This is a genomic window from Natronobeatus ordinarius, from assembly GCF_024362485.1.
In the GTDB taxonomy this organism is placed as follows: Archaea; Halobacteriota; Halobacteria; order Halobacteriales; family Natrialbaceae; genus Natronobeatus; species Natronobeatus ordinarius.
In genome coordinates this window covers 3,582,422-3,605,294 of record NZ_CP101456.1, presented here as the reverse complement: position 1 = coordinate 3,605,294, position 22,873 = coordinate 3,582,422, and the positions used below count along the sequence as shown (strand labels likewise).

Annotated in this window: 25 protein-coding genes and 1 pseudogene; 13 read left to right on the top strand and 13 right to left on the bottom strand. The window is 56.1% G+C overall.

The window, feature by feature from the left end; genetic code table 11:
• Positions 1-411: 411 nt before the first annotated feature.
• The 3 genes from NMQ09_RS18195 to NMQ09_RS21120 all read right to left on the bottom strand — a co-directional run bounded on the left by NMQ09_RS18195 (position 412) and on the right by NMQ09_RS21120 (position 1,558).
• A complete protein-coding gene (locus tag NMQ09_RS18195) occupies positions 412-825 on the bottom strand; it encodes a type II toxin-antitoxin system VapC family toxin (protein WP_255191993.1) in 414 nt (137 codons plus the stop codon).
• Positions 822-1,133, bottom strand: coding sequence for an AbrB/MazE/SpoVT family DNA-binding domain-containing protein (locus NMQ09_RS18190; protein ID WP_255191992.1), 312 nt, complete (start codon positions 1,131-1,133; stop codon positions 822-824). The genes NMQ09_RS18195 and NMQ09_RS18190 overlap by 4 nt, the downstream gene beginning before the upstream one ends.
• A gap of 68 nt (positions 1,134-1,201) precedes the next feature.
• Positions 1,202-1,558, bottom strand: coding sequence for a PIN domain-containing protein (locus tag NMQ09_RS21120; protein WP_486637757.1), 357 nt, complete (start codon positions 1,556-1,558; stop codon positions 1,202-1,204).
• A gap of 104 nt (positions 1,559-1,662) precedes the next feature.
• Here NMQ09_RS21120 and NMQ09_RS18180 point away from each other — a divergent pair, with 104 nt between their 5' ends.
• Both NMQ09_RS18180 and NMQ09_RS18175 read left to right on the top strand, forming a co-directional pair.
• Positions 1,663-1,830, top strand: a complete 168-nt coding sequence (locus NMQ09_RS18180) for a hypothetical protein (RefSeq protein ID WP_255191991.1) — start codon at positions 1,663-1,665, stop codon at positions 1,828-1,830.
• A 211-nt stretch (positions 1,831-2,041) separates the two neighbouring features.
• Positions 2,042-3,424 (top strand): ATP-binding protein, encoded by a 1,383-nt coding sequence (locus NMQ09_RS18175; RefSeq protein ID WP_255191990.1) that lies wholly within the window; start codon positions 2,042-2,044, stop codon positions 3,422-3,424.
• Positions 3,425-3,490: 66 nt separating this feature from the next.
• Here NMQ09_RS18175 and NMQ09_RS18170 read toward each other — a convergent pair whose 3' ends face one another.
• Positions 3,491-3,676, bottom strand: coding sequence for a hypothetical protein (locus NMQ09_RS18170; protein ID WP_255191989.1), 186 nt, complete (start codon positions 3,674-3,676; stop codon positions 3,491-3,493).
• Positions 3,677-3,810: 134 nt separating this feature from the next.
• Entirely contained in the window at positions 3,811-4,125 is a 315-nt protein-coding gene (locus NMQ09_RS18165) for a glutathione S-transferase N-terminal domain-containing protein (RefSeq protein ID WP_255191988.1), read from the bottom strand.
• An 87-nt stretch (positions 4,126-4,212) separates the two neighbouring features.
• Between NMQ09_RS18165 and NMQ09_RS18160 the strand changes: the two genes are divergently transcribed.
• Positions 4,213-4,503: a hypothetical protein gene (locus tag NMQ09_RS18160; RefSeq protein ID WP_255191987.1), complete on the top strand. Its 291-nt coding sequence runs from the start codon at positions 4,213-4,215 to the stop codon at positions 4,501-4,503.
• A gap of 10 nt (positions 4,504-4,513) precedes the next feature.
• Here the strand turns inward: NMQ09_RS18160 and NMQ09_RS18155 are convergent, their stop codons facing one another.
• A complete protein-coding gene (locus NMQ09_RS18155) occupies positions 4,514-5,314 on the bottom strand; it encodes a DUF8170 family protein (RefSeq protein WP_255191986.1) in 801 nt (266 codons plus the stop codon).
• Positions 5,315-5,428: 114 nt separating this feature from the next.
• Here NMQ09_RS18155 and NMQ09_RS18150 point away from each other — a divergent pair, with 114 nt between their 5' ends.
• Complete coding sequence (locus NMQ09_RS18150; RefSeq protein ID WP_255191985.1) at positions 5,429-5,893, top strand: winged helix-turn-helix domain-containing protein; 465 nt, start codon at positions 5,429-5,431, stop codon at positions 5,891-5,893.
• Between the two features lie 187 nt (positions 5,894-6,080).
• Here the strand turns inward: NMQ09_RS18150 and tnpA are convergent, their stop codons facing one another.
• Positions 6,081-6,479, bottom strand: a complete 399-nt coding sequence (gene tnpA / locus NMQ09_RS18145) for an IS200/IS605 family transposase (RefSeq protein ID WP_255191984.1) — start codon at positions 6,477-6,479, stop codon at positions 6,081-6,083.
• A gap of 43 nt (positions 6,480-6,522) precedes the next feature.
• Between tnpA and NMQ09_RS18140 the strand changes: the two genes are divergently transcribed.
• Complete coding sequence (locus tag NMQ09_RS18140) at positions 6,523-7,839, top strand: RNA-guided endonuclease InsQ/TnpB family protein (RefSeq protein ID WP_255191983.1); 1,317 nt, start codon at positions 6,523-6,525, stop codon at positions 7,837-7,839.
• 93 nt (positions 7,840-7,932) lie between these two features.
• On the opposite strand, the gene NMQ09_RS18135 is transcribed toward NMQ09_RS18140, so the two are convergent.
• From NMQ09_RS18135 to NMQ09_RS18125, 3 genes are read right to left on the bottom strand one after another with little or no spacing between them, the layout of a single operon-like run.
• A complete protein-coding gene (locus NMQ09_RS18135) occupies positions 7,933-8,178 on the bottom strand; it encodes a DUF7861 family protein (RefSeq protein WP_255191982.1) in 246 nt (81 codons plus the stop codon).
• Positions 8,179-8,185: 7 nt separating this feature from the next.
• Positions 8,186-8,995: an ABC transporter permease gene (locus tag NMQ09_RS18130; protein ID WP_255191981.1), complete on the bottom strand. Its 810-nt coding sequence runs from the start codon at positions 8,993-8,995 to the stop codon at positions 8,186-8,188.
• Positions 8,992-10,053: an ABC transporter ATP-binding protein gene (locus NMQ09_RS18125; RefSeq protein ID WP_255191980.1), complete on the bottom strand. Its 1,062-nt coding sequence runs from the start codon at positions 10,051-10,053 to the stop codon at positions 8,992-8,994. The genes NMQ09_RS18130 and NMQ09_RS18125 overlap by 4 nt, the downstream gene beginning before the upstream one ends.
• Before the next feature lie 460 nt (positions 10,054-10,513).
• On the opposite strand from NMQ09_RS18125, the gene NMQ09_RS18120 reads away from it, so the two are divergent.
• From NMQ09_RS18120 to NMQ09_RS18095, 6 genes are all read left to right on the top strand, one after another.
• Positions 10,514-11,179, top strand: coding sequence for a helix-turn-helix domain-containing protein (locus NMQ09_RS18120; RefSeq protein ID WP_255191979.1), 666 nt, complete (start codon positions 10,514-10,516; stop codon positions 11,177-11,179).
• A 293-nt stretch (positions 11,180-11,472) separates the two neighbouring features.
• The gene (locus NMQ09_RS18115) at positions 11,473-11,673 is read left to right on the top strand and encodes a DUF2249 domain-containing protein (RefSeq protein WP_255194615.1); all 201 of its coding nucleotides are present in this window, start codon (positions 11,473-11,475) and stop codon (positions 11,671-11,673) included.
• A 69-nt stretch (positions 11,674-11,742) separates the two neighbouring features.
• The gene (locus NMQ09_RS18110; RefSeq protein ID WP_255191978.1) at positions 11,743-11,976 is read left to right on the top strand and encodes a DUF2249 domain-containing protein; all 234 of its coding nucleotides are present in this window, start codon (positions 11,743-11,745) and stop codon (positions 11,974-11,976) included.
• A 1,484-nt stretch (positions 11,977-13,460) separates the two neighbouring features.
• Positions 13,461-14,705 carry an MFS transporter gene (locus NMQ09_RS18105; protein WP_255191977.1) on the top strand — a complete coding sequence of 415 codons (1,245 nt, stop codon included), beginning with the start codon at positions 13,461-13,463 and terminating at the stop codon, positions 14,703-14,705.
• Between the two features lie 545 nt (positions 14,706-15,250).
• Positions 15,251-15,673 carry a universal stress protein gene (locus NMQ09_RS18100; RefSeq protein ID WP_255191976.1) on the top strand — a complete coding sequence of 141 codons (423 nt, stop codon included), beginning with the start codon at positions 15,251-15,253 and terminating at the stop codon, positions 15,671-15,673.
• 523 nt (positions 15,674-16,196) lie between these two features.
• Entirely contained in the window at positions 16,197-17,351 is a 1,155-nt protein-coding gene (locus NMQ09_RS18095) for a type 2 periplasmic-binding domain-containing protein (RefSeq protein ID WP_255191975.1), read from the top strand.
• Between the two features lie 411 nt (positions 17,352-17,762).
• Here NMQ09_RS18095 and NMQ09_RS18090 read toward each other — a convergent pair whose 3' ends face one another.
• Entirely contained in the window at positions 17,763-18,362 is a 600-nt protein-coding gene (locus NMQ09_RS18090; RefSeq protein WP_255191974.1) for a TRAP transporter small permease, read from the bottom strand.
• A gap of 528 nt (positions 18,363-18,890) precedes the next feature.
• Between NMQ09_RS18090 and NMQ09_RS18085 the strand changes: the two genes are divergently transcribed.
• Positions 18,891-20,198 (top strand): TRAP transporter large permease, encoded by a 1,308-nt coding sequence (locus tag NMQ09_RS18085; RefSeq protein WP_255191973.1) that lies wholly within the window; start codon positions 18,891-18,893, stop codon positions 20,196-20,198.
• Between the two features lie 147 nt (positions 20,199-20,345).
• Here the strand turns inward: NMQ09_RS18085 and NMQ09_RS18080 are convergent, their stop codons facing one another.
• Both NMQ09_RS18080 and NMQ09_RS18075 read right to left on the bottom strand, forming a co-directional pair.
• Complete coding sequence (locus NMQ09_RS18080; protein WP_255191972.1) at positions 20,346-21,059, bottom strand: EthD domain-containing protein; 714 nt, start codon at positions 21,057-21,059, stop codon at positions 20,346-20,348.
• A 127-nt stretch (positions 21,060-21,186) separates the two neighbouring features.
• Positions 21,187-21,900 (bottom strand): annotated as a pseudogene (locus NMQ09_RS18075) (NAD-dependent epimerase/dehydratase family protein); the annotation flags it as partial.
• Positions 21,901-22,071: 171 nt separating this feature from the next.
• Here NMQ09_RS18075 and NMQ09_RS18070 point away from each other — a divergent pair.
• Positions 22,072-22,857 (top strand): SDR family NAD(P)-dependent oxidoreductase, encoded by a 786-nt coding sequence (locus NMQ09_RS18070; RefSeq protein WP_255191971.1) that lies wholly within the window; start codon positions 22,072-22,074, stop codon positions 22,855-22,857.
• The last annotated feature ends 16 nt before the right edge of the window (positions 22,858-22,873 follow it).

The following is a 22,873-nucleotide window of genomic DNA, read 5'->3' as shown; positions in this document are numbered from 1 at the left end:
TAGGGGACTCATTCTGCACCTCACTTCCTGAAAACGCCGTATCGGGGTTCAATTTGCAGCCTAAAGGCTGGAATTATTCGCTTGAGAACTATTGTATGACACCCTCAACTACGCGTTTTCCAGCGGGAGCAGACGGTCGGTCAGTACACGAGCTTCCGTTCGATGCGTGCAGATGGATTCCGTCCCGTGTCTCTCCCACTCGTGCCTGAGCACCACGTTCGCCGGAATGGTGACCTAGCGCGTGCAGTCCTCCTCGCATCTGTCGAAGAGGACCGGGTCGAATACAGTACGTGGCGGTCTAGCTGACCGTTCCACGGTCAGGGCTGTAAGCCACGATCTCGTCGATTCAGTTGTGCTATTGTGGGGGAATCGATGCCAGAAGTGCCTGGGTCGGTATTTGTCGTAGGTAGCTCAAGCAGGCTCATCACGGAACCGTTCAACGTCGTCTTCTAGGTCGTCGAAATCATTGTCTGCTCCAACAAGTAGTGTCCCATCAACCGCGTCAGCCGTCGCAAGTGCGTATGCATCTCCAAGTGCCATGGTATACGCTTCTTTGAGCGCAGCGGCAATCTCCCAGCATTCTCGAGGATCATACACTGCAACACCGAGTTCCTCGAGCCGATCAAGACTCGCTCGGACATCGTCGAGGCGGAACCCGACTCGTGAGCCAACATACAGTACCTCTGTTTTTGTGACCGGACTAATGTACCCATCAACTTCTCCAGATGCTACGCGATCGATCCACGCTTCGACGACGTCACTCCCAGGTTCGTCATCCAGATAGGCGATGAGTGGTTCGGTGTCGAAAACGATTGTGTCCGTCATTCTTCCTCTGTTTTGCCGGAAAAGCGCTCGGCTAGTTCATCGGATCGCTGCTTGTCGCGCTCCCGCTCCTCACGGAGAATAGCTGTTGCAGGACGCTCATCATCACTTTCTCGCTCGAGGCCGCGAAATTCTCGCATCGAGCCAACTGGACGGACGACAATTTCGCCATCTTCGTTCTCGACGAATTTGACTCGACCTGGAGCAGGGATGCCGTGTTTTTCTCGGAGGCGCTTTGGGATCGTCGCCTGCCCTTTTTCGGTGACTGAGACAATGCGCTCCTCACCGTTCGATTTTGTATTACTCGACATGAGTAATACTTACTCAGTGTACTACTTAGCTCTGTTCCTGGACCACAACGGTACAGCAGAAAGCGTCGTTATTGCTCGAATGACTCGAGTTTTCGAACGAGCTTTGTGTACAAATCGGGCGCACAGTACCAGCCTGCTTCGATCATTGAATCAACGATCTCACGCGCTTTGGAGACGCTGATGTCCTCGTGCTTTGCACACAAGAGAACGATGTAGGCTGTCCCTCGAGTCTCGATACCCTCAACTTCTGCAGCCGTCCTCCCATAGGCTTCGTCCATGACCGCAATCGCATCACGAGATACAGCACATTCAAGGACTGCCACATCAGCGTCGCTCAAGTTCGGATTCTGCTGGAGCTGGCCCACAAGCTGAGAGTCATCGACTGAGACGACCTCGAAAAGCCCGGCATCAATGCACTGTTCGATACGGCGGGCATCAGTGTACCCCGCTTCAAGACCGGTGGTAACAAATTCTGAATGGACTTGTTAGGTAATATAACACTGCCCTTCGAGAGTAGAGACAAGTTGGTGTGATCGTCCTTCGCGAGGTAACTGAGCGGCGCTGCGTCGAAGAACGGATCTACCGGATGCTCGGTCGCGGCGGCGGCGACGACCGCGGCGGGGAGGTAATCGACGCCCCGCCAGAGGAGGCGGCCGAGCGCGTGGTGGTGGAACTCGAGGAGGCCGATCTGCTCTGAGTTTTCCGTCGGACTCGAGTACTGCCCCGATCTCCTCGACAGAAAGCTTCTCTATGGCGTCACCGGATGCACAGTGGTCTTTGGTTAGGCCTCAATGGTAAGCAGAGGACAGAGAGTCTTGCAGCCAGTTCCAAATTAGCCTATTTTGAAATAGACTATTTTGGAATAGCCTATTCGAAAGTATTATCCTCTGGAGGGATGACGTGGAGGTATGGAGCGCTTCGTCGACCGGGAAGATGAGCTCTCTCGGCTCCGCAGGTGCTATGACTCCGACGACGCTGAGATGGTCGTCATCTTCGGCCGGCGACGCCTTGGGAAAACACAACTCGTCCAGCACTCGCTTGCCGAGCGCGACGACGCCGTCACCTATCAGGCTACGGAAACTACTTCACAGATACAACTCGACGAGTTCGTCGACGTCGCTGCCGACACGTTTCCAGGGATCACGGATATCAAGCAGAGCTGGGAAGCACTCCTGGGGTATCTCGGCGACCAGGACGGGATCGTCGTCCTCGACGAATTTCCCTACCTGATTGACGCCGATGAGAGCCTTCCCTCGGTCATTCAGCGGTTGTGGGATCAGCGGTTCCAAAATACATCGGGAACACTCATTCTGGTCGGCTCATCGATCAGCATGATGGAAGAAGCGACGCTTCTTGGGAACAGCCCTCTGTACGGGCGTTTCACCGAGAAACTCGATCTCCGGCCACTCGAGTTCGCCGCTGCACAAGAGTTCCTTCCAGACGAGTATTCCCCCGAAGAGCGTGTTTTCGCGTGGGGAATTTTCGGTGGTGTCCCATACTATCTCGACGGTATCGATCTCAATCAGGACCTCGGGACAGTCCTCACGAAGGAGGTGCTTTCTCAGAAAGGGTACCTCCAAAACGAACCAGAATACGTTCTCCGGACCGAACTCACAGACCCGAATCGGTACTTTGCGATCCTCACCGCAATAGCCGCGGGGAAGACGACGTCGAACGAAATCGCTCAAACGGTGGGAATCGACGGGAAGCAAATCTCGACATACACCCAGAAGTTAGAACGGTTGCGGCTCATCGAACGGGAAGTCCCGATCACCGAAGAGAAAGCGAAGTCACGTCGCGGACGCTATCGAATCCTGGATCCCCTCTTTCGATTCTGGTTCCGTTTCGTCTACGGCAAAGAAGATCGATACGAACGTTTAGGTGAGGACGCCTACGAAGCAGTTATCGAACCAGAACTCCCTGATTTCGTCAGTCAAGAGTTCGAAACGCTTTGCCAGGATGCCCTGCCGAATCTGTATCCAGAGAAGCTGTTCCTCGATATCGGCCGCTGGTGGTACAAAGAACACGAGGTCGACGTCGTCGGGTTTACCGCAGACGGAACAATGGTCGTGGGAGAGTGCAAGTTCACTAGCGCGCCGCTTGATTACAGTGCACTCGCCTCACTCGAAGATCATGCATCGGAGATTCGCTGGACGCCGGATTCTGGCGAAGCTGACACGGAATACGCGTTGTTCACACGGAGTGGCGCAACACGATCAGTACAGGAAGCCGTGTCCGAGCGTGACGATCTTCAATTATTCAACCTGAAGGACATCGCTGTCTCATCGTGAAAAGGAAATTCACGTTCCGGTTGAGGTCGTCAGCGAGTGCCGTCCCGATCGTCGTCGCGCCGAGACCTACACGCGCCGAACGACGGACTCGGGGACCCGCGAGCGGCCACTGCCGAAGCGGGCGAAACGATCCTCGAGTGCGTCGTCGACGCGTACGTCGGGTTCGTTCGAGAGGAGTTTCGCGCGCTCGAGGATTGTCCCGACGGGGGCTGAGAAGGCGCACTCGCTGCGTAGCCACTCGGCCTCCGCCACGGGTGTGTATCTCAAGTAGCGAGGATTCGCGGTGAGGTTTTGCTGATGGATTGTCAGTGCTGTTTTATGTAGCCTGCCAGCAATGTAGCCAGTCAGCGTCGAGACAGGCGGAGAGACTCGAGCGGTGAGAAGAGTCACCGACCGATGAACCGGGTGCGGAGCCACCCGACGAGTCCGGAAGGCGGTGAGTCACCTTCTTCGCCGTATTCCTCGTACAGATACGTAACGATGTCATCACTCTCGGCAAGACCATTGACCCCGTTCGTTCGATCGACCAGGACGGGCACTTCGTACTGGCCGCTCACTTCGTACACGACCGTCCGATCGCTTCGTGACGACGGAACAGCGTGCGATTCGTAGTCGAGGTCAAGATCGGCAAGCGCCCAGCGTACCTTGGCACAGTACGGGCAACCTTTGAGTTCGTACAGTTCAATATCGGGGCCAGTCATGTAGAGTATTGTAGACACTACGAAATGAGTCTTTCCAGATTCTCCTGAACGAGAAGAGTTAGGAGCGAGTGGTTAACTCACTCCAATATGTCACTCCTCTTCGAGAGTGCAATCGGCGACTTCGATCTCTCGAGTGCGACACTCTACTCGCCGACAGCCGACGCCCTCGAGCAGACGCGGGACGACCCGATTCCGCTGGACGGGATCATCGAGTATGCGAGTCACCACGAGCGGCTTGCGCATCCCAAAAAGGACGACTGGGTGGCGATTCCACTCCACGGGCACGACACTGCAGCGTTGTCCGGCGAGTACGTTTCACAGCCCACACGCTACACGGTGAGGTCTTCATTCACGGCGAGGAGGATGTCACGGATGTGACGACCGAAACTCAGGTGCTCTCACCCGCTTCCCAGTCCGGACGTGGTGTCGGCGACGGGAGCTCGGCAACTGCAGTTCGAAGTTCTTCCTTCGTTGCCCATGGGAAGCATCGGTCGTGTAATTCGAATTTTCGGAACTTGTTGAGATGGACCCAGCTGTACGTCGCTGGTTCCTCTTCCTCATCCGTTCGCTCGCCAATAACATCCCAGATCTCGTCTTCAGCGACATCGATACCAGTAGCTTGCGCACTCTCAACGAGCGATTCGATTTTCGAATGACCCTCAGCCTCCGTCAGATCGTCCGTGAACGCCATTTCGAGGGCAGCTTGGATGACGTGTTGTTTCGACTCGAGATGCGTGTCAGTCACCCACGCGTAGTCGCGTGGGAGCACGTACGATTTGTCGAAAAACGGCGGGTCATCGATCTCACCTAATTCCGGCGCTTCACCACCGCTCCCTTTCTCGAAGACACCAACGATGTAGTCGCTATACGTTGCCAACAAGGAGAACATGATATCGAACGAATTGAGCCGCTCAGTTGGAAGTTCGATGAGATCCCCCATGATGAACGGGTAGGCACCGAGTTGCTTCGTGAGTTCGTTCTGTACAGCGCGAAGACGACGGAGATAGGGGTCACGATAGCTACCGAGGATAAAGTACGACGTCCGTTGACTCCAGAGGTACGGCAGTTCACGTTGAGCGAACCGCCAAATTTCGCGTTTCTCCGCTGGTTCGAGCTCGAGAGTACCGACTGCTTCGTGAACCACCGTCATAATCTCTGCAGCATCCGGTGGGGGACTCGGATCGCTCATTAGTCCTGGTTCAAACTGGACTACCTTATCCCTTCTGAACCACTTTGGTATTTTCATCAATAACCAACTTGGACGACCCTAACCGTTATTGCGTCGCTACTCGTAGAGACACGTATGAGCGAGAGTCACAGCGGAACGGCCGACTCGGGACCGTTTGCGGAACAGCAGCAACTGTTCAAGCTGCTGTCCCAGGATACGCGCCACCTCATCATTCAGGAGCTGCTGGGCCATCCCACCCATCTCATGTCGCTCGCCGAACTCGAGTACATGACCGGGAAGAGCCAAGCGGCCATCAAAGATCAACTCGAGACGCTAACCGAGGCCGGAATCCTCGCACGCTATACGTACGAACCAAGCGAGGGGAAACGTGATCTTCCCTCGAAATTCTACGGCTTCACGGAGCGGGGCGTCGAAATCCTTCACGAATATAAGTACCTGCGCGGCCTCCCAGTCGCCCGCGCTCTCTACGAGAATACTCGCAAAACCGAGAAAATCGAACGCCATGAAGCAGCACCGCGTCCGGCGCTCCCTGACGCTGTGGCGGACGCACTCGAGTTCGATGAGCCGGATCTCGAGTAGTACAACCCGGTGAACCGCCTCGAGGGGGCTTATTCACAGCTCGGAAGATACCCTCTGGCACGAGAGCACTTCTCGCCGCTACTCCATCGATTTTGGACGCAGTAGCAGATTACACGGTTTCAAACTCTAAAGAAACAGCGAGAGTTCCACGGGTCACCTGACCCGTGGGTGAATCGCGTACGCTCGCTTAATGTTCCGTCTCCTCTATGTACCGACGAACCACATCCTCGGAAACAGCACCAGTCGTCCCAACGTAGTATCCATCCTTCCACAACCCACTACCCCAGAAGTACCGTTGTTTGATTTCTGGGTATCGCTTGAGGATTGCCCGTCCCGAGTAGCCCTTGAATTGTTTGGCAATCTCGGCAGGGCTCCATTTCGGGTCAGTCTCCACGAACAAGTGAACGTGGTCGGTGGCAATCTCCATCGACACAATATCGTGACCGAACCGTTCAGCAGTTCCTTGGAACAATTCCGCAAGTTCGTCTCGAACTAACTCCAACATCCCGTGGCGGTACTTCGGACACCACACGAAATGATACTTACACAAACTAATCGAATGTGCATGACTCCTGTAGTCTCCCATCCAAATCCCTACGTTTATTATCATTTGATACGATAGTCAAGGTATGGGTATCGAAGAAGTCACGAAGACCGCACGCACCCGGCTCTGCATCGAGTCTGGTGAGCAGTCGTGGCTCAAAGATGCCCGTTACACTGCACGAGACATCGCCAACGACACACTCCGGCTCAAACAACAAGGCTACAACCGCACTGAGATTCAGAACGAAGTTGACCGCAATGACTTCCTTCGGAACAACAAGTGTGCGGTCGTCGGGAAAGCCCTGCAAGCGTGGGACTCCTACAAAGAACTCCTCAACTGGTGGCACGACCAAAACGACACCAATGTCGGCAAACCGTCGCCACCAGCCACGGATAAGAAAGGAGCCTACCCCCTCGTCATGGCACACACTGAAGGGTATCGACTCACCTACGATGACGAGGACGACCGCGTTCAGTTCCGTGTGAGCCCGAAGCCGTACAAGAAGGTGAAAGGCCACCTTCGAGGGCGACCGGAAGACCTCAACCTCATCGAGTCAGCCTTGACCGAAGATGAATGGTCGTTGGGGCAGGCCGAACTTCTGTACCGAGATGGCGTGTACTACCTACACGTCACGGTCAAAACAGAAGTCCAAGTGCCTGAACCCGAAGATGCTGGCACACTTGTCGGCGTCGATATTAATGAGCGCAACATCGCTCTCACCGCTCTTAATCGTGAGACTATGGACACGCTCGGAACACTCGTGCTTGATTACGGCTCGGTGAAAGCCGAACGCCAACGCTACCACACCATCACGAAACGTTGTCAGGAACACGGCCAACACTCTATCCATCACCAACTCGGTGAGAAAGAAGAACGCTACACTGAGTGGGTTCTTCACCGACTGTCCCGAGTCGTGGTGGAGTTCGCTCAACAGTTCTCGAACCCAGTCATCGTGTTCGAGGACTTGAGCGGGATTCGAGACGCCATCAAGTACGGCACGTACATGAACCGTCGTCTGCACAAACTCCCGTTCCACAAGTTCGAGCAACAAGTTCGATACAAAGCAACGTGGAATCAGATTCCGTGTGAGACGGTTGAGTCGCCGTACAACTCGAAGTCGTGTTCGTGCTGTGGACACCGTGGCTACCGCCAAGGTCGGCGGTTCCGGTGTACGAATGATTCGTGCGGGGTTCAGCAAGACCACGCTGACCGAAACGCGAGCGTGAACGTGGCGTGGCGAGCGTGGGCGAAACACGCCGACGTGGACGTTGAATCGGTTAATTACCGGACTCGCAAAACCCAACCGTTTGTTCGGAAGGTGAGCCTGTCTGGGTCGGGGCGCTCTGTAAACCGCCCATCCTCATCCCGCGAAATCGCTTCGCGTGGAGTGCTATCGGCATAGGCTGAGGGAACTACAAAAGCCACGGGTCACCCGACCCGTGGTCGTTTACTAGTACTAACATTCATACTAACTCAAATAAATCTCACCGACGTGCTACCCCCCGAATTTTCGATACCAGACTTGAGACCCAACTGGCGACTCATCGTCCTCGAGGTTCAATCTGGACAGGACCAGCTCCTGGATAGCGACTGTAACCGTAAGTTCGACTGTGTCTCCACCAGCGGTCCGTACCTCGAAGACGTAGTGTCCATCCCGCTTGCTAATGTGTTCGATGGTCCCGACAGACCACCGTTCAACGTCGTGTGTCGGTTTTCGTGCGTGGATTCGATCGTGAGTCATAGGGTTGTTAGTAGTCACCGAGAACGCCAAGTCGCCTCGCCCGGCGGGTGGCGTACTGAAAGACGGCATACCCCAACAGCAAATACCCAGCCGCAACGCCGACCAGCAGCCCGACATCGAGTGTGGTGAATTCCCAGAGCCGGATCCCGTCGATCATCGCACGCTGGAGGAGCGCACTGCCATGAGCCAGGGGGAGAAATCGCATCCACCCGAGGTCGAACGCAGGTGCAGAGATGAGGACGATGAACCCGAACTGGAGGAGATTCAGCCAGTTCCCGATCTGTTTGTACAGAACGGTAACTCCACCGGCGGCGAGCCCGAGTCCAAGCACCGAGACGATACTGAGGGTCGCGATGACGACAATCGTCAGGACGTTCAACTCGAGTGTCGTGCCGGTGATGACGATCATCACGGCGAGGATTATCGTCGAGATGATGAACGTCCGCACGATCTTTGCCACACCTTTGAACAGTGCAACGGGCGCGAACCCAAACGGCGTCATAACGTGACGCTCGAGGGTCCCCCACTGTACCTCGCTCGCGATATCGTTCGAGATCGAAGAGTACGCGCCTACCGACAGCGTCCACAGGAAGTAGCCGACGATGATTCCCTCGATCGAGTCGGTGAGTGCCTGCCCGGCAACCATTTGCCCGCCGTAGAAGAGCACGCCAAAGAAGAACAACGAGATGACGATCCCACCGATGGCGTTTGCGGGATAGCGCACGAAAATCAGGTACTCTCGATAGAGCACGGCCCGTGCGAGGTGATAGTAGCCGGCCGGACGTGGCCTGTCAGTCATGTCGTGCTGGCGAGTCATCGATTTCGCTCGTCGACCGTTGTCAAGTCGACGAACACGTCCTCGAGGTCTGGTTCGATCGTTCGGACGCGCTCGAGCGTTACGGCTTCGGTGCGGAGGTAGTCCAGTAGCTCGTATAGCCCGTCACTATCGGTCGTCACTTCGATTCGACTGCCGCGGTCGCGTTGCTCGACACTGACGGTGTCGAAGCGGGTCTTGAGAGGTGAAACGACCGAAGCAGTGAGATCGGTACTCGTAATCTCGATGCAGTGAAGGTCAGTACTGTGGAGAAGGGCGTCGACGGAGTCGTCCGCGATAATCTTCCCGTCAGACATAATGAGAACACGATCACACACCGTCTCGACCACGTCCATGTTGTGACTGCTGAGAACGACGGTGAGTGCTTCTTCCTCGACGAGCCGTCGCAATTCCCGTTGGAGCGTTCGGGAACTCTCGATATCCAGCCCCAGCGTTGGCTCGTCGAGGAAGACTACCTCCGCTCCCCCGGCTAAGACGCTCGCTAACGACACTTTTTGTTTCATGCCACGCGATAGTTCGCGGACGGGGACGTCTGCTTTCTCCGCCAGTTCCAACTGTGTCAGGAGCCGATCATGGTGTTCGCTCACGGAATCTGGATCGACACCGCTGATCGTAGCGAAGTACCGGAGGTTCTCCCGGACGGTCAACCGCCAGTAGTCGTTTCGCGCCCCCTCGAGCATCGCATCGACGGACGCGTACGCTTCGCGAGGCCGGTCGTAGACGTCGATTCCCCGAATCCGAACGGAACCCTCCTCAGGAAGAACCATTCCAAGGATCGACTTGATCAGCGTCGTCTTCCCAGCGCCGTTCGGCCCCAACAATCCTACTATCGATCCGGTTTCGATGTCGAACGAGACGTTGTCAACGGCGGCGATCGCCTCAGGCCCGTCGCCGAACTGCTTTTCGAGACCGGTAACGGAAACGGCGGTGCCGGGATCGCTCGGTGTCGAGGTGTCGACACTGGTAGCGGCAGCATGGGGGGATTCGGTCCCTGCACTGACTGCACTATCCTTGAGCGATCGACAGTCAGTGACTTTCACACGCAACCGTCCATCCGCTGGGCGACCAGCAACATTACTGCGTTCAGGCCCTCCATTCTCACCCATGCTCAAGATCACTTTTAAGCGACCTGGCTACAAAAACTCGAGGCCGACACGACAACGAATCAGTAGTATACGCGGCGTCATTGAACGGGTTCGAAGGAGACGCGTCAAGCTTGAGGTACGCGCACCGTCGCGTCTCAACCTGTCAGACGGTGAGTCGGAACATCGTCGTACTAGATCGGATACCCGAATATGTTCGGCTATAATCAGGGTGTCATAGAATACGTCTCATACCCCCTATCTGGTGATTATAGGGGACTCATTCTGCACCTCACCTCCTGAAAACGCCGTATCGGGGTTCAATTTGCAGCCTAAAGGCTGGAATTATTCGCTTGAGAACTATTGTATGACACCCTCCGGCTATAATCGTTAGTGCTTCCGAACCGAACGTGTTCGCATGTCACAGATGTCGCTCACCATCACGCCGCCGAAACCCGTCTGGGTCAGGCAGGTTTCGAGTGACCATCCGGACGTCGTCTTCAAGATTCTCGCGGCCGTGCCGGCCGAACGGACGGGGTTCGCGCTGGCGCGGATCACGGGACCGGACATTTCGTCGGTCGTCAGGGATATGGACGACCACCCACAGATCACCGAACTGACCCCGATTCAGGCAAGTGAGGACGAGGCAACTCTCCACTTCAAGGCGAACACGCCGTTCCTGTTCCAGGCCTCACAGGAGTCCGGCATCGTGATCGATTTCCCGGTCGTGATTCGAGACGGGAGTGCGACCCTCGAGGCGACGGGCTCACGCGATCGGCTCTCGTCGCTCGTCGGCCACCTCAACGAGTTCGGGTTCGAGTACACGATCAACACGATCGGCGAGCGACGCCACGAAAGTCAACTCCTCTCTGACCGCCAGCTCGAGTTCGTCGTTGCCGCCCTCGAGGCGGGGTACTACGACACGCCGCGGCGGTGTTCGCTGACCGAACTCGCCGACGAACTCGGCGTCGCGAAGTCGACGTGCAGCGAAACCCTCCACCGCGCGGAGGAGACGATGATCAAACACTTCGTTTCGGACCTCCCGGGCGTCGATCTCCCAGAGACTGCTCCGCTCGAGTTTTGAGTGCACGGAAGAGGGCGATCGAGCGGCGGACACCGATCGGTCGTCGGTTGAGAGTGACGTAAAGATGCCTGAGTCGAACCAGTTTCGAATCAGTCGGCGCCCTCCTGTACGCCTTCGTCGTATTGTCGCTGTTTCTCGAGCGTCGCTGAGTCCCCGTCGGTGCGGAGGCTGCAGATTTCGAACGGCGTCCGTGACGCGTCCAGTCGGCGGACAGCGAACACCTTCGGCCGAATCCCCAACCTGCCTCGACACCACCTGCACGTTCTGACGAGACCTGCAGACGACCCCGAACGCTGGACATCCGCACGATCGACGGCCCGCCGTTTCAGGATACTACGGACGCGTTAGACGCACTCGAGGAGGACGACCACCTGCGGCTGATCGCTTCACTCGAACCGGTCCCGCTTTACAGTGTACTCGAGGGACGTGGGTTCTCCCACGAAAGCGAACGGCGTGGCGACGACGAGTGGCACGTCCTGATTCGGTCGGCGTGACCGTGTGGGACGCAGAGGCGAACATGTTCGCCCAAAGGGCGATCCGTGTGGCCGCCGAGAAGTTATCATATGACCGAACTCGACGTCCGACCGATCCCGCCGGTCGACCGACGCCAGACAGTCCACGCGGCGTTCGAGGAACTCGAGCCCGGGGAGACGCTCACGATCCTGAACGATCACGAGCCGAAGCCGCTCTTCTACGAGTTCCAGGCCGAAATCGACGCGTTCGACGCCGACGGCTACACCGTCGAGCAGGCTGAGGACGGAACGTTCGTCGCCACGTTTCCGAAACAGAGCGATTGACGCCAGTGGACGATACCGAATCGCACCCCCGCCGATCGGCGCTCGGTAGTTCTCGACTTCTCGAACGACCAGTGAGGAGCCGATTCCGGAGCCGTGAAGGGTAGTACGATCAGGACAGGAGTTCGACGAGCGAGAAAACCCCACGTTCGTTCGACCGGCAACTGTTCAGATTAGCTGGTTCCAGCAGCAGGCGTAGCTCTCGAGCCAATTTTTGGCAGTTCCTGGCTCGAGTTTGCGGAATTGATTTCAAAACTAGTAGGTTCGTCGTTTTTTCGCTTTGGATGTATGTTCGGTACTGTTGCGTCGGCCGTGTCGTTCGTATCGGTAGTCGTAGCCACGGTGGTGAAGCGCCGCTTTGAGCCAGTCGGCTGAATCGACGAGACTCTCGACGTGCTCGACGTCGTCCTTCTCGTGGACTCCGTCGAGAAAGAGGTTGGTACAAGTTTACTGCTGGAAAGAGTCGAACGTGAATTTGATTGTGACGTCGAGGATTCCGACAGTGACAACGCGGGTGAACGCTCTCACGACTCCATCGAACCATTAGAACCCGACGCTGTATGGTGACTCACCAAAGCCTAGCAGTGGGATCGAGTTAGGATCTGTGAGAGGCGACACCGCCTGAGATGAAGCGGTTCCGTACCCAGCCCCACCTGCGAATATATATATATATTTCATATACTGTATAAATAATTGGTATTTGGTATCGGTCCTGCTCGATCGGCCGTTTAAAACTGGGTTCGGAAGGCGGTGTTACAGCCTAACGAGGGCAAATTACCGATTCACGTCGATGTTGACGAGACGGTGGTCCAACTCACCGACGAGCAATACTGGCTGTTTGCAGTCGTCAATCTGAGGCCGAACCAATTCCTGCACATCAGCCGTTCCCAACGTGAATCACTGGCCATACCAGAATCTTCCTGGCCGAGTTCAGCGAGAAATGCGACGTCAAGGACGCCGTGTCGCTCGTCGGTTCTGCCAATTGGCTGAATGCCGCTCTCCATCGAGTCGGCTACGGATTTCGATACGAACGGTACGATCGATGTGACAACGCAGAACATCTCTACCAAGGAATAGTATTTCAAGTATGTTGATTGAGAGACTATTCCAAAATCGCCAATCTAGAAACCACTGAACTCAGCTGCAGAGCTTCGTCTTCTGCTTGAACAAACTAATCTGAACAATGTTGGTGGGCAGTTCGCAACTCTGCTGAGCGGTTCCCTCGGCGTCGATTGTCCGAAACAAATACCATCGGTTTGTCTCATCCATCCTCTGTATCTTACACAACCGTTCTACCAGCTGCTGGGTAGTAGGTCGAGTGAAACGTAGGAGGTCAGGGCGCGTATCGACCACTCTGGCGATTCAGATACTATCCGGATGCTTGTTCCGTAGGAACCGCTAGATCTGGTCTGTTGAACCGCTCCGCGCAACCGCTACCCCGGTGTCGTCGATCAACCTCTTCAACTCGCACCTGAGACTGGGCGGAGATGGCGGTCGATACGGTCGGTTGCCAAAACGTTTTCTACGCTCAGTATGTCACTTCAGCCGTGGAATCCACGCGAGATGTACCTGACGGGCGCCGGAGCTGGGCGGTTGCGATAGTCGGGGCGCTTGGTATGGTGTTTACCTTCGGGACAGTGTTCTCCTACGGGGTCTTCCTGGACCCGTTCACCGAAACGTTCGGCATCAAACCGGTTGCCCTCTCGACGATCTTCTCGGCGATGTTGTTCATGTTCTTCGTCGGCGCCGGGGTCATGACCATCTTCGCCGCTCGCGTGTCCGCTCGCATGGTGCTCCTCGCGTGTGCGATCGCGACCGCCGCGATTGCTCCCGCACTATACGTCGTCGAGGGTTACCTCGGGCTGTTCGTCGTCTTCGTGATCCTCGGGCTCGCGCTCGGGACGGCGTTCATCCTGATGGCGGCAGTCATCCCCCAGTGGTTCGAGGAGCGCCGCGGCACCGCGACGGGACTCATCTTTGCCGGCAACGGGCTCGGAATGTTCATCTTGCCGCCGACTTGGCAGTTCGCATTCGAACGGATCGGTGTCCGTGAGGGGTTCTTGCTCATCATGGCGGCGACCGCGGTCGGGTTCGTGTTCACGGGCGCCGCGTGTCGCCGCCCGCGGTGGGTCGAGCCCTCCACCATGGCGACCGACGAAGTCGTTCGGTGGCTCGGACAGATGAGCCGCACCCGCACGTTCAGGCTGGTGTTCACCGGCGTCGCCCTCTCGTTCGCGTGGCTTCACATGGTCACGGCCTACGCGATCGAGCTGTTCACCTACCGCGGCATGGCCGGGGCGGCGGCGGCGACGGCGTTCGGCGCCATCGGCGGCGTGAGCATTGTCTCGCGGCTCGGTAGTGGCTACGTCGCCGACATGGTCGGGTTCAGACGGGCATTTCTCGCCTCCCTAAGCTGTTCTGCCGCGGGTATCGCACTGCTTGCCGCACCGCAGTTAGTGATGCTCATGGTAGCGATCTTCTTGATCGGGATGGGCCTGGGTGGGATGGCGACGCTGTACGTTCCACTGCTCATGCAGATCTACGAAGACGAGAGCGACACGATCATTGTTGGGCTCTCGAACGTCGCTATAGGGTTTGTCGCGGTCGCCGGTCCGCCGCTGGTAGTCGGCATCCTCGTCCACACTGGGTCGTTCCCGGCGGTCATCGCTATCACGTTCCTAGTGGCCGTTGGGGGGATCTGGACGGTCGCGGCCGGGACCAAGGGCGACTGATGATCCGCCTGAGTGGAAACGGTGTCACGCGCTGGTGCAGGGATCCAGCGCGTCTCAGAGGCCCTCGAGAACGTTGATCGACCCGTCGGTTTCGAAATCGATCGCCGCTTGCTTTTGACCTCCTCGAACACCGATTCTTCATCGACGGAGTCGGATCCCTCGAGGCTGTAAGGCGCTTCTCGAAGTGAACAACGTGATTGGCCGACGGACAGGTGCTATGCCTGTAGGCAACGAGAATATCCGCTCGAGCCTTAGCACTTAGCAGACTTTCATCCTATCGGTGCCATTTTGGCCAGTTCTCTAATCCCTGTTCACCCCCGTACTTTTTGGAATGATGGCGAACCAAACACTTCCGACGCCGGCATAGATCAGGTCGCTGCTCCAATACCGCCGTTGGTACATCCGATCCCGACACCGATCTCGCCAGAGATGAGTGCACAATTTGCAGGCTGGAAATCGTCGATGTGCTCGATGTAATCGGGTTTCTCGACCTTCCGCCGGGGACTGGCATCAAGATTAATACGTCCGAGTTTCGTGTAGTCCGTATGTACACCGTTCTAATGGCGGTTGACTCGAATGAGGACATGGCGAGCCGATTAGCCGAGGCCATCGCATCACTTCCCTGTAGCGCGACGGACGTGGACGTCGTGATTTTGAACGTCTTCAAGGAGTTCGAGGTTCGTGATGACAGTATCGTCGACTCAGACGAACATTATGATCCGTCGGACTACCCCGAGAGCGTCTCGACAGCAGTCGAAATCCTCGAGAATGCGGACGTCCCCATAACGACCCGTCGCGAACACGGTGATCCTGCCGAGTTGATCACAGCTGTCGCGGAGGAGATCAACGCTGACTGTATCGCACTCGGGGGACGAAAACGGAGTCCGACGGGAAAAGTGCTCTTCGGGAGTGTCACACAGTCAGTTATGCTTTCAGCCGATCGGCCCGTACATGTAGTCATGAGTTGAGCAGGCGGCGAGGAACGTCGGCCGAGCTGGAGTTGAGAGGGTAGAGATACTCGGTGTGGACGGATACCTGCTTAATCAGCGCTTCTCGACAGAGTCTGACACGACAACGGTGACGTCCGATGAGCGCGGTCGAACGCTGGCAGAGGCAGCGATCGAGCATAGAGACACAAGACTATAATCTGTGGTAACGGAAGGGGCGGAACTCCCAAGATCGCTTGCACGAAATTCAAGGCTGGCGTCGATTTCATCACGTGGGGCGGAGTGCACTCGGTAACACGGACTGCCTGAAGCATAATTCCGAGAGTCAGGAGCCGGCGTTGCCCGATTACCGACTATTTTCACTACGCAAGTGCGGATCGGCGACCACCACCTTTCTGACGACGCCTGATCTGTTGAGAACTGCGGCTCGACGCTCTTCGGAGACGTCAGTCATCTGTGAATGTTGAGTGTTCCGACGTGCGAAACTAGGGGGCAATTGATGATACAAGCAGATTTATATAGTAATAATCCTAGGAATAGACGTATGGGTAGCAGTAACATCCCTATCAGTCGTCGAACAGCAGTCAAATCAATAGGTGCTGCGGGGATCGTTTCGCTCGCTGGATGTATGGGAGATGATGATGGAGATGGAAACGGTACTGGCAGCCGTGATGGCGTAGAGACGATTTCGATCGAGGCAGGTGGGTGGCCTCCCGAAAACAGTTACGCATCACACATCTTCATCTATGAGTATTTCGACGAGATCAACCGGATCCTCGAAGAAAACGATGAGCCGTACGAGATAGAGTACACCTGGCACAGTGGTGGCTCTGTCGTGGGTGCAGTTGAGGGCTTCTACGGCGTCCGAGACGGTATCGTCGATATGGCGTTCGATCTGCCAACCTACTACGGAACCGAAATGGCACTTGCCGGCTTCCTCAACAATCCGTTTATCTGGCCGGTCGGTGAGGCAGACGCGGCCACTCAGGCCTTCACCGAGATGGTTCAACCGGGCGGATATCTCTCACACTACTGGGAAGATCTCGACCAGTACTGTCTCATTGGTGGCACGCCCCCTGGATACCAGCTTTTCTCCCAGGAGGAGATAACGAGTCTGGATCAGTTGGAGGGGATGGTAATCCGATCCGGCGGCGGAGCGATGTCGCTCGTCATCGAGGAACTGGGCGGGTCGCCAGTCGAAACAACTGCCGAGGAGACGTATGAAACGCTTCAGTCTGGAACTGCAGATGGCGCAATCTATCCGCAGACCGGAATTCTGGATGCCAGCCTTCACGAGGTCACCGATTTCAAGACGACCAATCTTCACCTTGGTGGATTCCCGCTCTGTTTGTCCATCAGCCAGGACAAATTCAACAGTATGCCTGAGTCGGTTCAGGACGTGTTCCTCGAGGTCGGCACCTGGACTGGCGAAACGCTGATTCAGCGGATTAACGACTACGTCGAGGAGAATATCTACGCTAACGAGGACTGGTTCGCTGACGAACGGCCGCCGGGAGGCAACCAGCTGTTCCGATACGAGAGTCCGATCCGAGAGGAAATCCACGCAACGGTAGAAAACCTCCCCGAGGAGTGGATCCAAGATCAGGAAGCGGAAGGACGAAATGGAGAGGAGTTCCGCGACCACTGGATCGAACTCATGGAGAAATACGGTAGTTACTATCCACCCGCGGAAAGCTAATCGGCTTTTCCTCCCGTACACTTCTCGAGGATTGATCACCGCTGCAGTCAGCACCGATAGGGATCGTTGACTCTGGCCATGCCTCAGCTGACGAAACAGCCGCGATCGCCCTCAGAATGACCGTAAGGCGAAACCCTGTTACTTTCGTCGTCCTCAGAACGCTTTGCGTTCTGATGGGCTACACGACACCGTGTCTTGTGAACACGGGAGGAAGCCGCCACTGTTGAGGTCTCCGTTCTGACCCCACGAACAACTCAAATCCACGTCGATCGCGCGATCTTCACGAACGGCGTCCGCTCGAGGAGCCCACAACACATCCGGTACCACCCGTCAAACGTGCGAGCAGATGCCGCGTGTCGGTTTGAACACCGTGGGCATTGGGCTACGATGATACGCGTCGATCAAAAGCGCTCACACACGTGCCGTAAGTTTTGTCGAGGCCCGCCTCGAAATCCGTATCAATAGGTGGATAAACTGTCTGGTCAGCTCCAGAACAAGGAAGAGGATACCGAAAGTTATGATGAATCTCGGTAACCAGATGGGAAGCTGAATGGCCCCGGTTGTCCAGTGTTGCCCGTGCCAGGCATCCAGAGAGGCGTTCCAGGAAAAGTACACGAGACCTCCGAGGATGCCGATCATAATCGGCAAGTACAGTAGTTTGATAAGTTCGTTCGTTTCTCTACTCAGTCGGTTGGCCAGAAAATCGACCGTGATGTTGCCCTCTCGGCGTGTTCCCTCCGACGTGGGATCTCCGTACGAGCGACCCTCGTTGTACTGGAGGGTTGCAGCATAAAACCAGATGGTCAATGGCATGAGGATGAATGTGATGATGTCGACCGATCCCGAGATCGGTGCCTGTATTAGATATCTTGACACCGAATTGATGAAAGTGAACAGCAGGATCAACGCGATACTTGCGACGGCGATCTGGCGGTTTCCATTTGAGATCACAAAGAGAAATCCTTCTCTCAAGGAATCGAGAGCCGACTTCCCCTTATCGGTCAGCGCCATACCCTACCATAGGTATACCCCATGGCTTAAACCCTCCGCACGCACCGGTTCACGATACGCGAATCCAGCACCCGTGTATGCATGGCCAGCCCTGAAGCAATTGCCCGAATGCGGCCCCGAAACGACTACAATCATGAAATTTGTACACATGATCGGCGAAACGACTCACACCCGATCACAGAAGTTTCAACGATCACTAGAGACGATCCGGCGTCTCTCCGACGAGGGAACTGGCTTCCATCTACTGCCCTCTTCAGTTGCCCAATGAAATGGGTTATCGACGAAGTCGATCGAGAAGATCCTCGACCCTGTTCTCGGAATCCTGGTCAACGTGACCGGTGTGAGACGAACTCTCGACAGGGACAGGACGGGGCAAACGTCGAACCCATTATGTGTGCCTTGTTCCTGTGAGAAAAGAACAACGCTTGAAAGGACATCATTTGGGTAACGTCTCAGCACCATTCATTAGCTTGCTGGAAACGCAATCTTTAATGAATCTATTAGTCGTAAGACTAGGACAGGGTAAATATGAGCTCGATCCTAACCGTCCTCGCATTATTACTTGTCATGATCTTGTTCCTGATACTGGGAGTTCCTATCGGGTATACGTTTTTCTTTGTCGGATTCGTGGGGATAACGCTACACTTAGGGGTGTTCCAGGCGTTTTCGCTGATGCGACAGACGGTGTACGGGGAAACGCAGAATTATCTGCTGGCGACGATTCCGATGTTCGTGCTCATGGCAATCGTTCTCGATGAATCTGGTATACTCGAGGACATCTTCGATGCGATGGATTCGTGGACCAAAGGGGTCTTCCCGGGTGGACTCGCCATCGGGACAACGTTCGCAAACGGCGCGTTTGCCGCGATGTCGGGTTCGAGTACCGCTGGTGCCGCGGCGTTTGCGAAGATCGCTCACCCGAACATGAAACGGTTCGGGTACGATGACAGGTTGACGATGGGAACGGTCGCCGCGTCCGGCACGTTTGCGATGATGTTTCCGCCTAGTATCGCCCTCATCATTTACGGCATTCTCACGGAAACGAGCATTGGTCAACTGTTTATCGCGGGGATGATACCGGGGATACTAACGGCATTTGCATATGTTATCATAATTCTGGCTTGGGTAAAGATGAATCCGTCTATCACCGGGGAAGCAGTCGAAACCGATTCCTGGAGCACACGCATCGGATTGTCAAAACCTTTGATCCCCGCTTTGCTCTTAATCCTGTTCATCCTGGGAGGATTATACTTTGGCGTAGTCACCGCCGTCGAGGCGGGGGCGTTCGGCGCTGCGGGAGCGATCATTCTTAGCGTCGTCATCTATGACATGAGGTTGGATGGATTGTTGAGAGCGATAAACGAGACGCTCAGGATAACGACGTTCATCTTCATCGTCATCATCGGTGCGATGTTCTTCTCGAGGTATATTGCAATCACGGGTCTCGTAACCGACCTCATACAACTGGTCACTGCGCTTGACATCGGCAAATATCAGCTGCTGGCCATTATCATCCTCTGTTATCTCTTCCTCGGGATGTTCATGAACCAGATCGCAATTCTAGTGCTTACGCTGCCGATCACGTATCCGACGATGGTCGACGGGTTTGGCATGCATCCGCTGTTGTTCGGTATCGTGATCATCAAGACGGTCGAGATCGGGATGGTCACTCCGCCGCTCGGCTTGAACGTTTATGTCGCATCCAGCTCCGTCGATATCGATCCCTGGGTCACGTTTAAAGGCGCAGTGCGATTTATCGTTCCGGATCTGTTGATCTTGATACTCCTCGTGGCATTCCCAGTTCTTGTGCTGTATCTCCCTGGGCTAATGTATTAAGAAGCGGTCTACGATTGAGCCTACTCGATACCGATACGCTGTGTGAAGCGGCACTCGGTATCTCTACTAACCACGGACGGCCGATCCGGTTCTCGCAACGCCATTCCTGTTCGAACGTGGATCGGACAGGAAGAGCAGCAAGCCGACTCAGATCCGATCAATCTGAACGAATTCCGTGCCGATAAATCGAGGACGCCCATCGATAGAGTGGAGATTTTCGGCGTCTTCCCGCAGCGCCTTCGCCGCGGGATTGTCCGGAGCATAGTCTCGGGACGATTCGTGGCCTAATGCTGCACGTAGTGCATCGAGGCTTTCAAAGTATAGCTCGGCAACCCCGTCGAAGGCCGCGCGCTCGGGGGAGGTTGGTATGACGCGTACGTAGCGTACGACGCCGGGCACCTCACGCGCTATCGGCGCATGTTCGTCGGCCCAGTACTCGAAGAACGCCTCCTGAGACATTCCCTCCTTTCGGTCGAGGAACGCCGAATGTTTATACAGCCCGTCCGTCTCACCGTCTACCTCGTCTTTCTCGATGACCTCTTTGCCGACGATGCTTTGGACAGTTTCGGCCTGCAAGAAATCCCCCGAATCATCCCGATCGTCGGCTACCGTCTCGCGGTGTGTGGAAAAATTCCACGTTCCCTCAGTACCGAGCGCATCGTGCAACGATTCGACCGTCTCGAAGTGTAGCTCCGCGATACCGTCGAACTCCGCACTCTCCGGCGTAGTTGGCAGCACTGTCCGATACTGCTTCAGCCCCTTTAGGTGTGTAATCCCTTCACACGCGTTCTGCCAGTGTTCGAGAAATTCCTCGTGTGTCAACGTCTCCTTCCGCACCAATAACTGGATGAGTTTGTACATTACAGCGAACCCTAGACGCAACCGAATAAATATTTACGCATGATTACTCCGAGTGTCAACGGCAGTTGGCACTCAGGCATCCGGTGACGGCACCGATCGAAGGAAATTCCCAACGGAAGATCGTTCATCAGACGGGCTCGAGCCCGTGTTCTTCCCGCAGCACGTTGATGTACTTGCGGAAGCCGGATTCGAGGTCGTACTGAACTTCGTAGCCGAGATCCTCCTGTGGCTTCGTCATGTCGAGGTTTTGTGTCCAGGGCAGTTCACCTTCATCCGAGACCTCGATATCGGCGTCGGGCATCACCGCCTCAACGGCCTCAGCTGCCTCACGCACCGTCGCAAGCACACCACGTACGTTGTAGACGCGCTGGGTCAACTCCTCTTCGGGCGTGAACGTCGCCTTTCAAGAACGCCTGGGTGATGTCCTCGACGTGTTGCCAGTCAACGTACTGGTCGCCGTACTCGACGCTGTAGGACTCTCCGAGCGCCGGCTTCTCGATGATGTTCGCCAGAAATGCGGAGCCACCGGTTTCACGGTAAGGGCCATAGGCTACCGTCGGGCGCAATGCAACGTGATCAAGGCCGTAATCTTCGTGATAGACTCGGGCCTGGTGTTCGTTGTATTCTTTGGTCGCGCCATACAGCGTGTCAGGGTAGACGAGGTCGGTTTCGTCAACCCACTCGCGTAGTTCACTGGTGGGGCGTAGACGGCCGCCGAAGACGCCCACGCGACGCGTTCAACCTGGTCGTCAAGTGTCCGTGCGGCGTCGAAAATGTTACTCGTCCCAGTTACGTTCACATCCGCGACCGCCCGTGAATTCTCCCGTGCTGTGGTCGTCAGTTCCACGGTGACTTTGGTCCATTGGTACGACGTCTCACCGTCAGCTGCTCGATTTTCGCGAGCGCGCCCGCCGGGGCAGAGGCTGATCAATCGGTGAGACTCGTTGAACGCTCGTGGTACTCGATATCAACGGAAAGCAAACGTTTTCCGTGGCGGGATGGATCTCCTCGTATGAGTTCGATAGCGTTCGACTTCGAGGATGAGGTAGTGATCGTAACTGGTGGTAGTTCCGGTATCGGGAGGGAGATCGTGCTGGGCTTCGCCAGGGCCGGTGCAACAGTTCTGAGTGCTGATATCAGAGAGTCCCCCCGTGAATCGCACAACGAGCTCCCGACCCACGAGGCCGCCAGCGATCTTCCCGGTGACGTCACGTTCGTCGAGACGGACGTTTCAGACCCCGATGATGTCCGAGGGGTCGTCGACGAAGCCAGAGAGTTCGGCGGCGTCGACGTGATGGTAAACAACGCCGGAATCCACATTCCTCAATCGATTCTCGACGTGACCGCCGAAGAGTTCGATACAGTGATGGACATCAACGCACGCGGTGTCCTTCTCGGGTGCAAATACGCTGCCGCGGACATGCTCGATCGCGACGCGTCCGGAGCCATCGTCAACACCGCCTCGATTAACTCGAGCCACGCCATGCGCGAGCAGGTGGCCTACTGTGCTTCGAAGGGGGCGGTTCAGATGATCACGTACGCCGCCGCGTTGGATCTCGCCGATACCGGCATCAGAGTAAATGCGGTCGCTCCCGGTGTCATCGAAACGGAAGTCGCCAGACCGATCGAGGAAGTGCGGGAGAGCGCATCCGAAGGCGGATTTATCAAGGAGATTCCACAGGGTCGCTCGGGCCTTCCCGAGGAGATTGCCAATGGAACGCTGTATCTCGCGAGCGATGCGGCCGGGTACGTGACCGGAGAACTCCTCTACATCGATGGGGGATGGCACACGTTCTGACGCTGCGAGCGCGAAA

What these genes read in the sequence shown, in the direction of transcription:
- NMQ09_RS18135 (WP_255191982.1), bottom strand. Translation starts at nt 8,178, where the DNA reads ATGACTCACGATCGAATCCACGCACGAAAACCGACACACGACGTTGAA.
- NMQ09_RS18120 (WP_255191979.1), top strand. Translation starts at nt 10,514, where the DNA reads ATGTCACAGATGTCGCTCACCATCACGCCGCCGAAACCCGTCTGGGTC.
- NMQ09_RS18130 (WP_255191981.1), bottom strand. Translation starts at nt 8,995, where the DNA reads ATGACTCGCCAGCACGACATGACTGACAGGCCACGTCCGGCCGGCTAC.
- NMQ09_RS18090 (WP_255191974.1), bottom strand. Translation starts at nt 18,362, where the DNA reads ATGGCGCTGACCGATAAGGGGAAGTCGGCTCTCGATTCCTTGAGAGAA.
- NMQ09_RS18110 (WP_255191978.1), top strand. Translation starts at nt 11,743, where the DNA reads ATGACCGAACTCGACGTCCGACCGATCCCGCCGGTCGACCGACGCCAG.
- NMQ09_RS18150 (WP_255191985.1), top strand. Translation starts at nt 5,429, where the DNA reads ATGAGCGAGAGTCACAGCGGAACGGCCGACTCGGGACCGTTTGCGGAA.
- NMQ09_RS18160 (WP_255191987.1), top strand. Translation starts at nt 4,213, where the DNA reads ATGTCACTCCTCTTCGAGAGTGCAATCGGCGACTTCGATCTCTCGAGT.
- NMQ09_RS18140 (WP_255191983.1), top strand. Translation starts at nt 6,523, where the DNA reads ATGGGTATCGAAGAAGTCACGAAGACCGCACGCACCCGGCTCTGCATC.
- NMQ09_RS18100 (WP_255191976.1), top strand. Translation starts at nt 15,251, where the DNA reads ATGTACACCGTTCTAATGGCGGTTGACTCGAATGAGGACATGGCGAGC.
- NMQ09_RS18070 (WP_255191971.1), top strand. Translation starts at nt 22,072, where the DNA reads ATGAGTTCGATAGCGTTCGACTTCGAGGATGAGGTAGTGATCGTAACT.
- tnpA (WP_255191984.1), bottom strand. Translation starts at nt 6,479, where the DNA reads ATGGGAGACTACAGGAGTCATGCACATTCGATTAGTTTGTGTAAGTAT.
- NMQ09_RS18155 (WP_255191986.1), bottom strand. Translation starts at nt 5,314, where the DNA reads ATGAGCGATCCGAGTCCCCCACCGGATGCTGCAGAGATTATGACGGTG.
- NMQ09_RS18085 (WP_255191973.1), top strand. Translation starts at nt 18,891, where the DNA reads ATGAGCTCGATCCTAACCGTCCTCGCATTATTACTTGTCATGATCTTG.
- NMQ09_RS18095 (WP_255191975.1), top strand. Translation starts at nt 16,197, where the DNA reads ATGGGTAGCAGTAACATCCCTATCAGTCGTCGAACAGCAGTCAAATCA.
- NMQ09_RS18190 (WP_255191992.1), bottom strand. Translation starts at nt 1,133, where the DNA reads ATGTCGAGTAATACAAAATCGAACGGTGAGGAGCGCATTGTCTCAGTC.
- NMQ09_RS18165 (WP_255191988.1), bottom strand. Translation starts at nt 4,125, where the DNA reads ATGACTGGCCCCGATATTGAACTGTACGAACTCAAAGGTTGCCCGTAC.
- NMQ09_RS18080 (WP_255191972.1), bottom strand. Translation starts at nt 21,059, where the DNA reads ATGTACAAACTCATCCAGTTATTGGTGCGGAAGGAGACGTTGACACAC.
- NMQ09_RS18105 (WP_255191977.1), top strand. Translation starts at nt 13,461, where the DNA reads ATGGCGGTCGATACGGTCGGTTGCCAAAACGTTTTCTACGCTCAGTAT.
- NMQ09_RS18195 (WP_255191993.1), bottom strand. Translation starts at nt 825, where the DNA reads ATGACGGACACAATCGTTTTCGACACCGAACCACTCATCGCCTATCTG.
- NMQ09_RS18175 (WP_255191990.1), top strand. Translation starts at nt 2,042, where the DNA reads ATGGAGCGCTTCGTCGACCGGGAAGATGAGCTCTCTCGGCTCCGCAGG.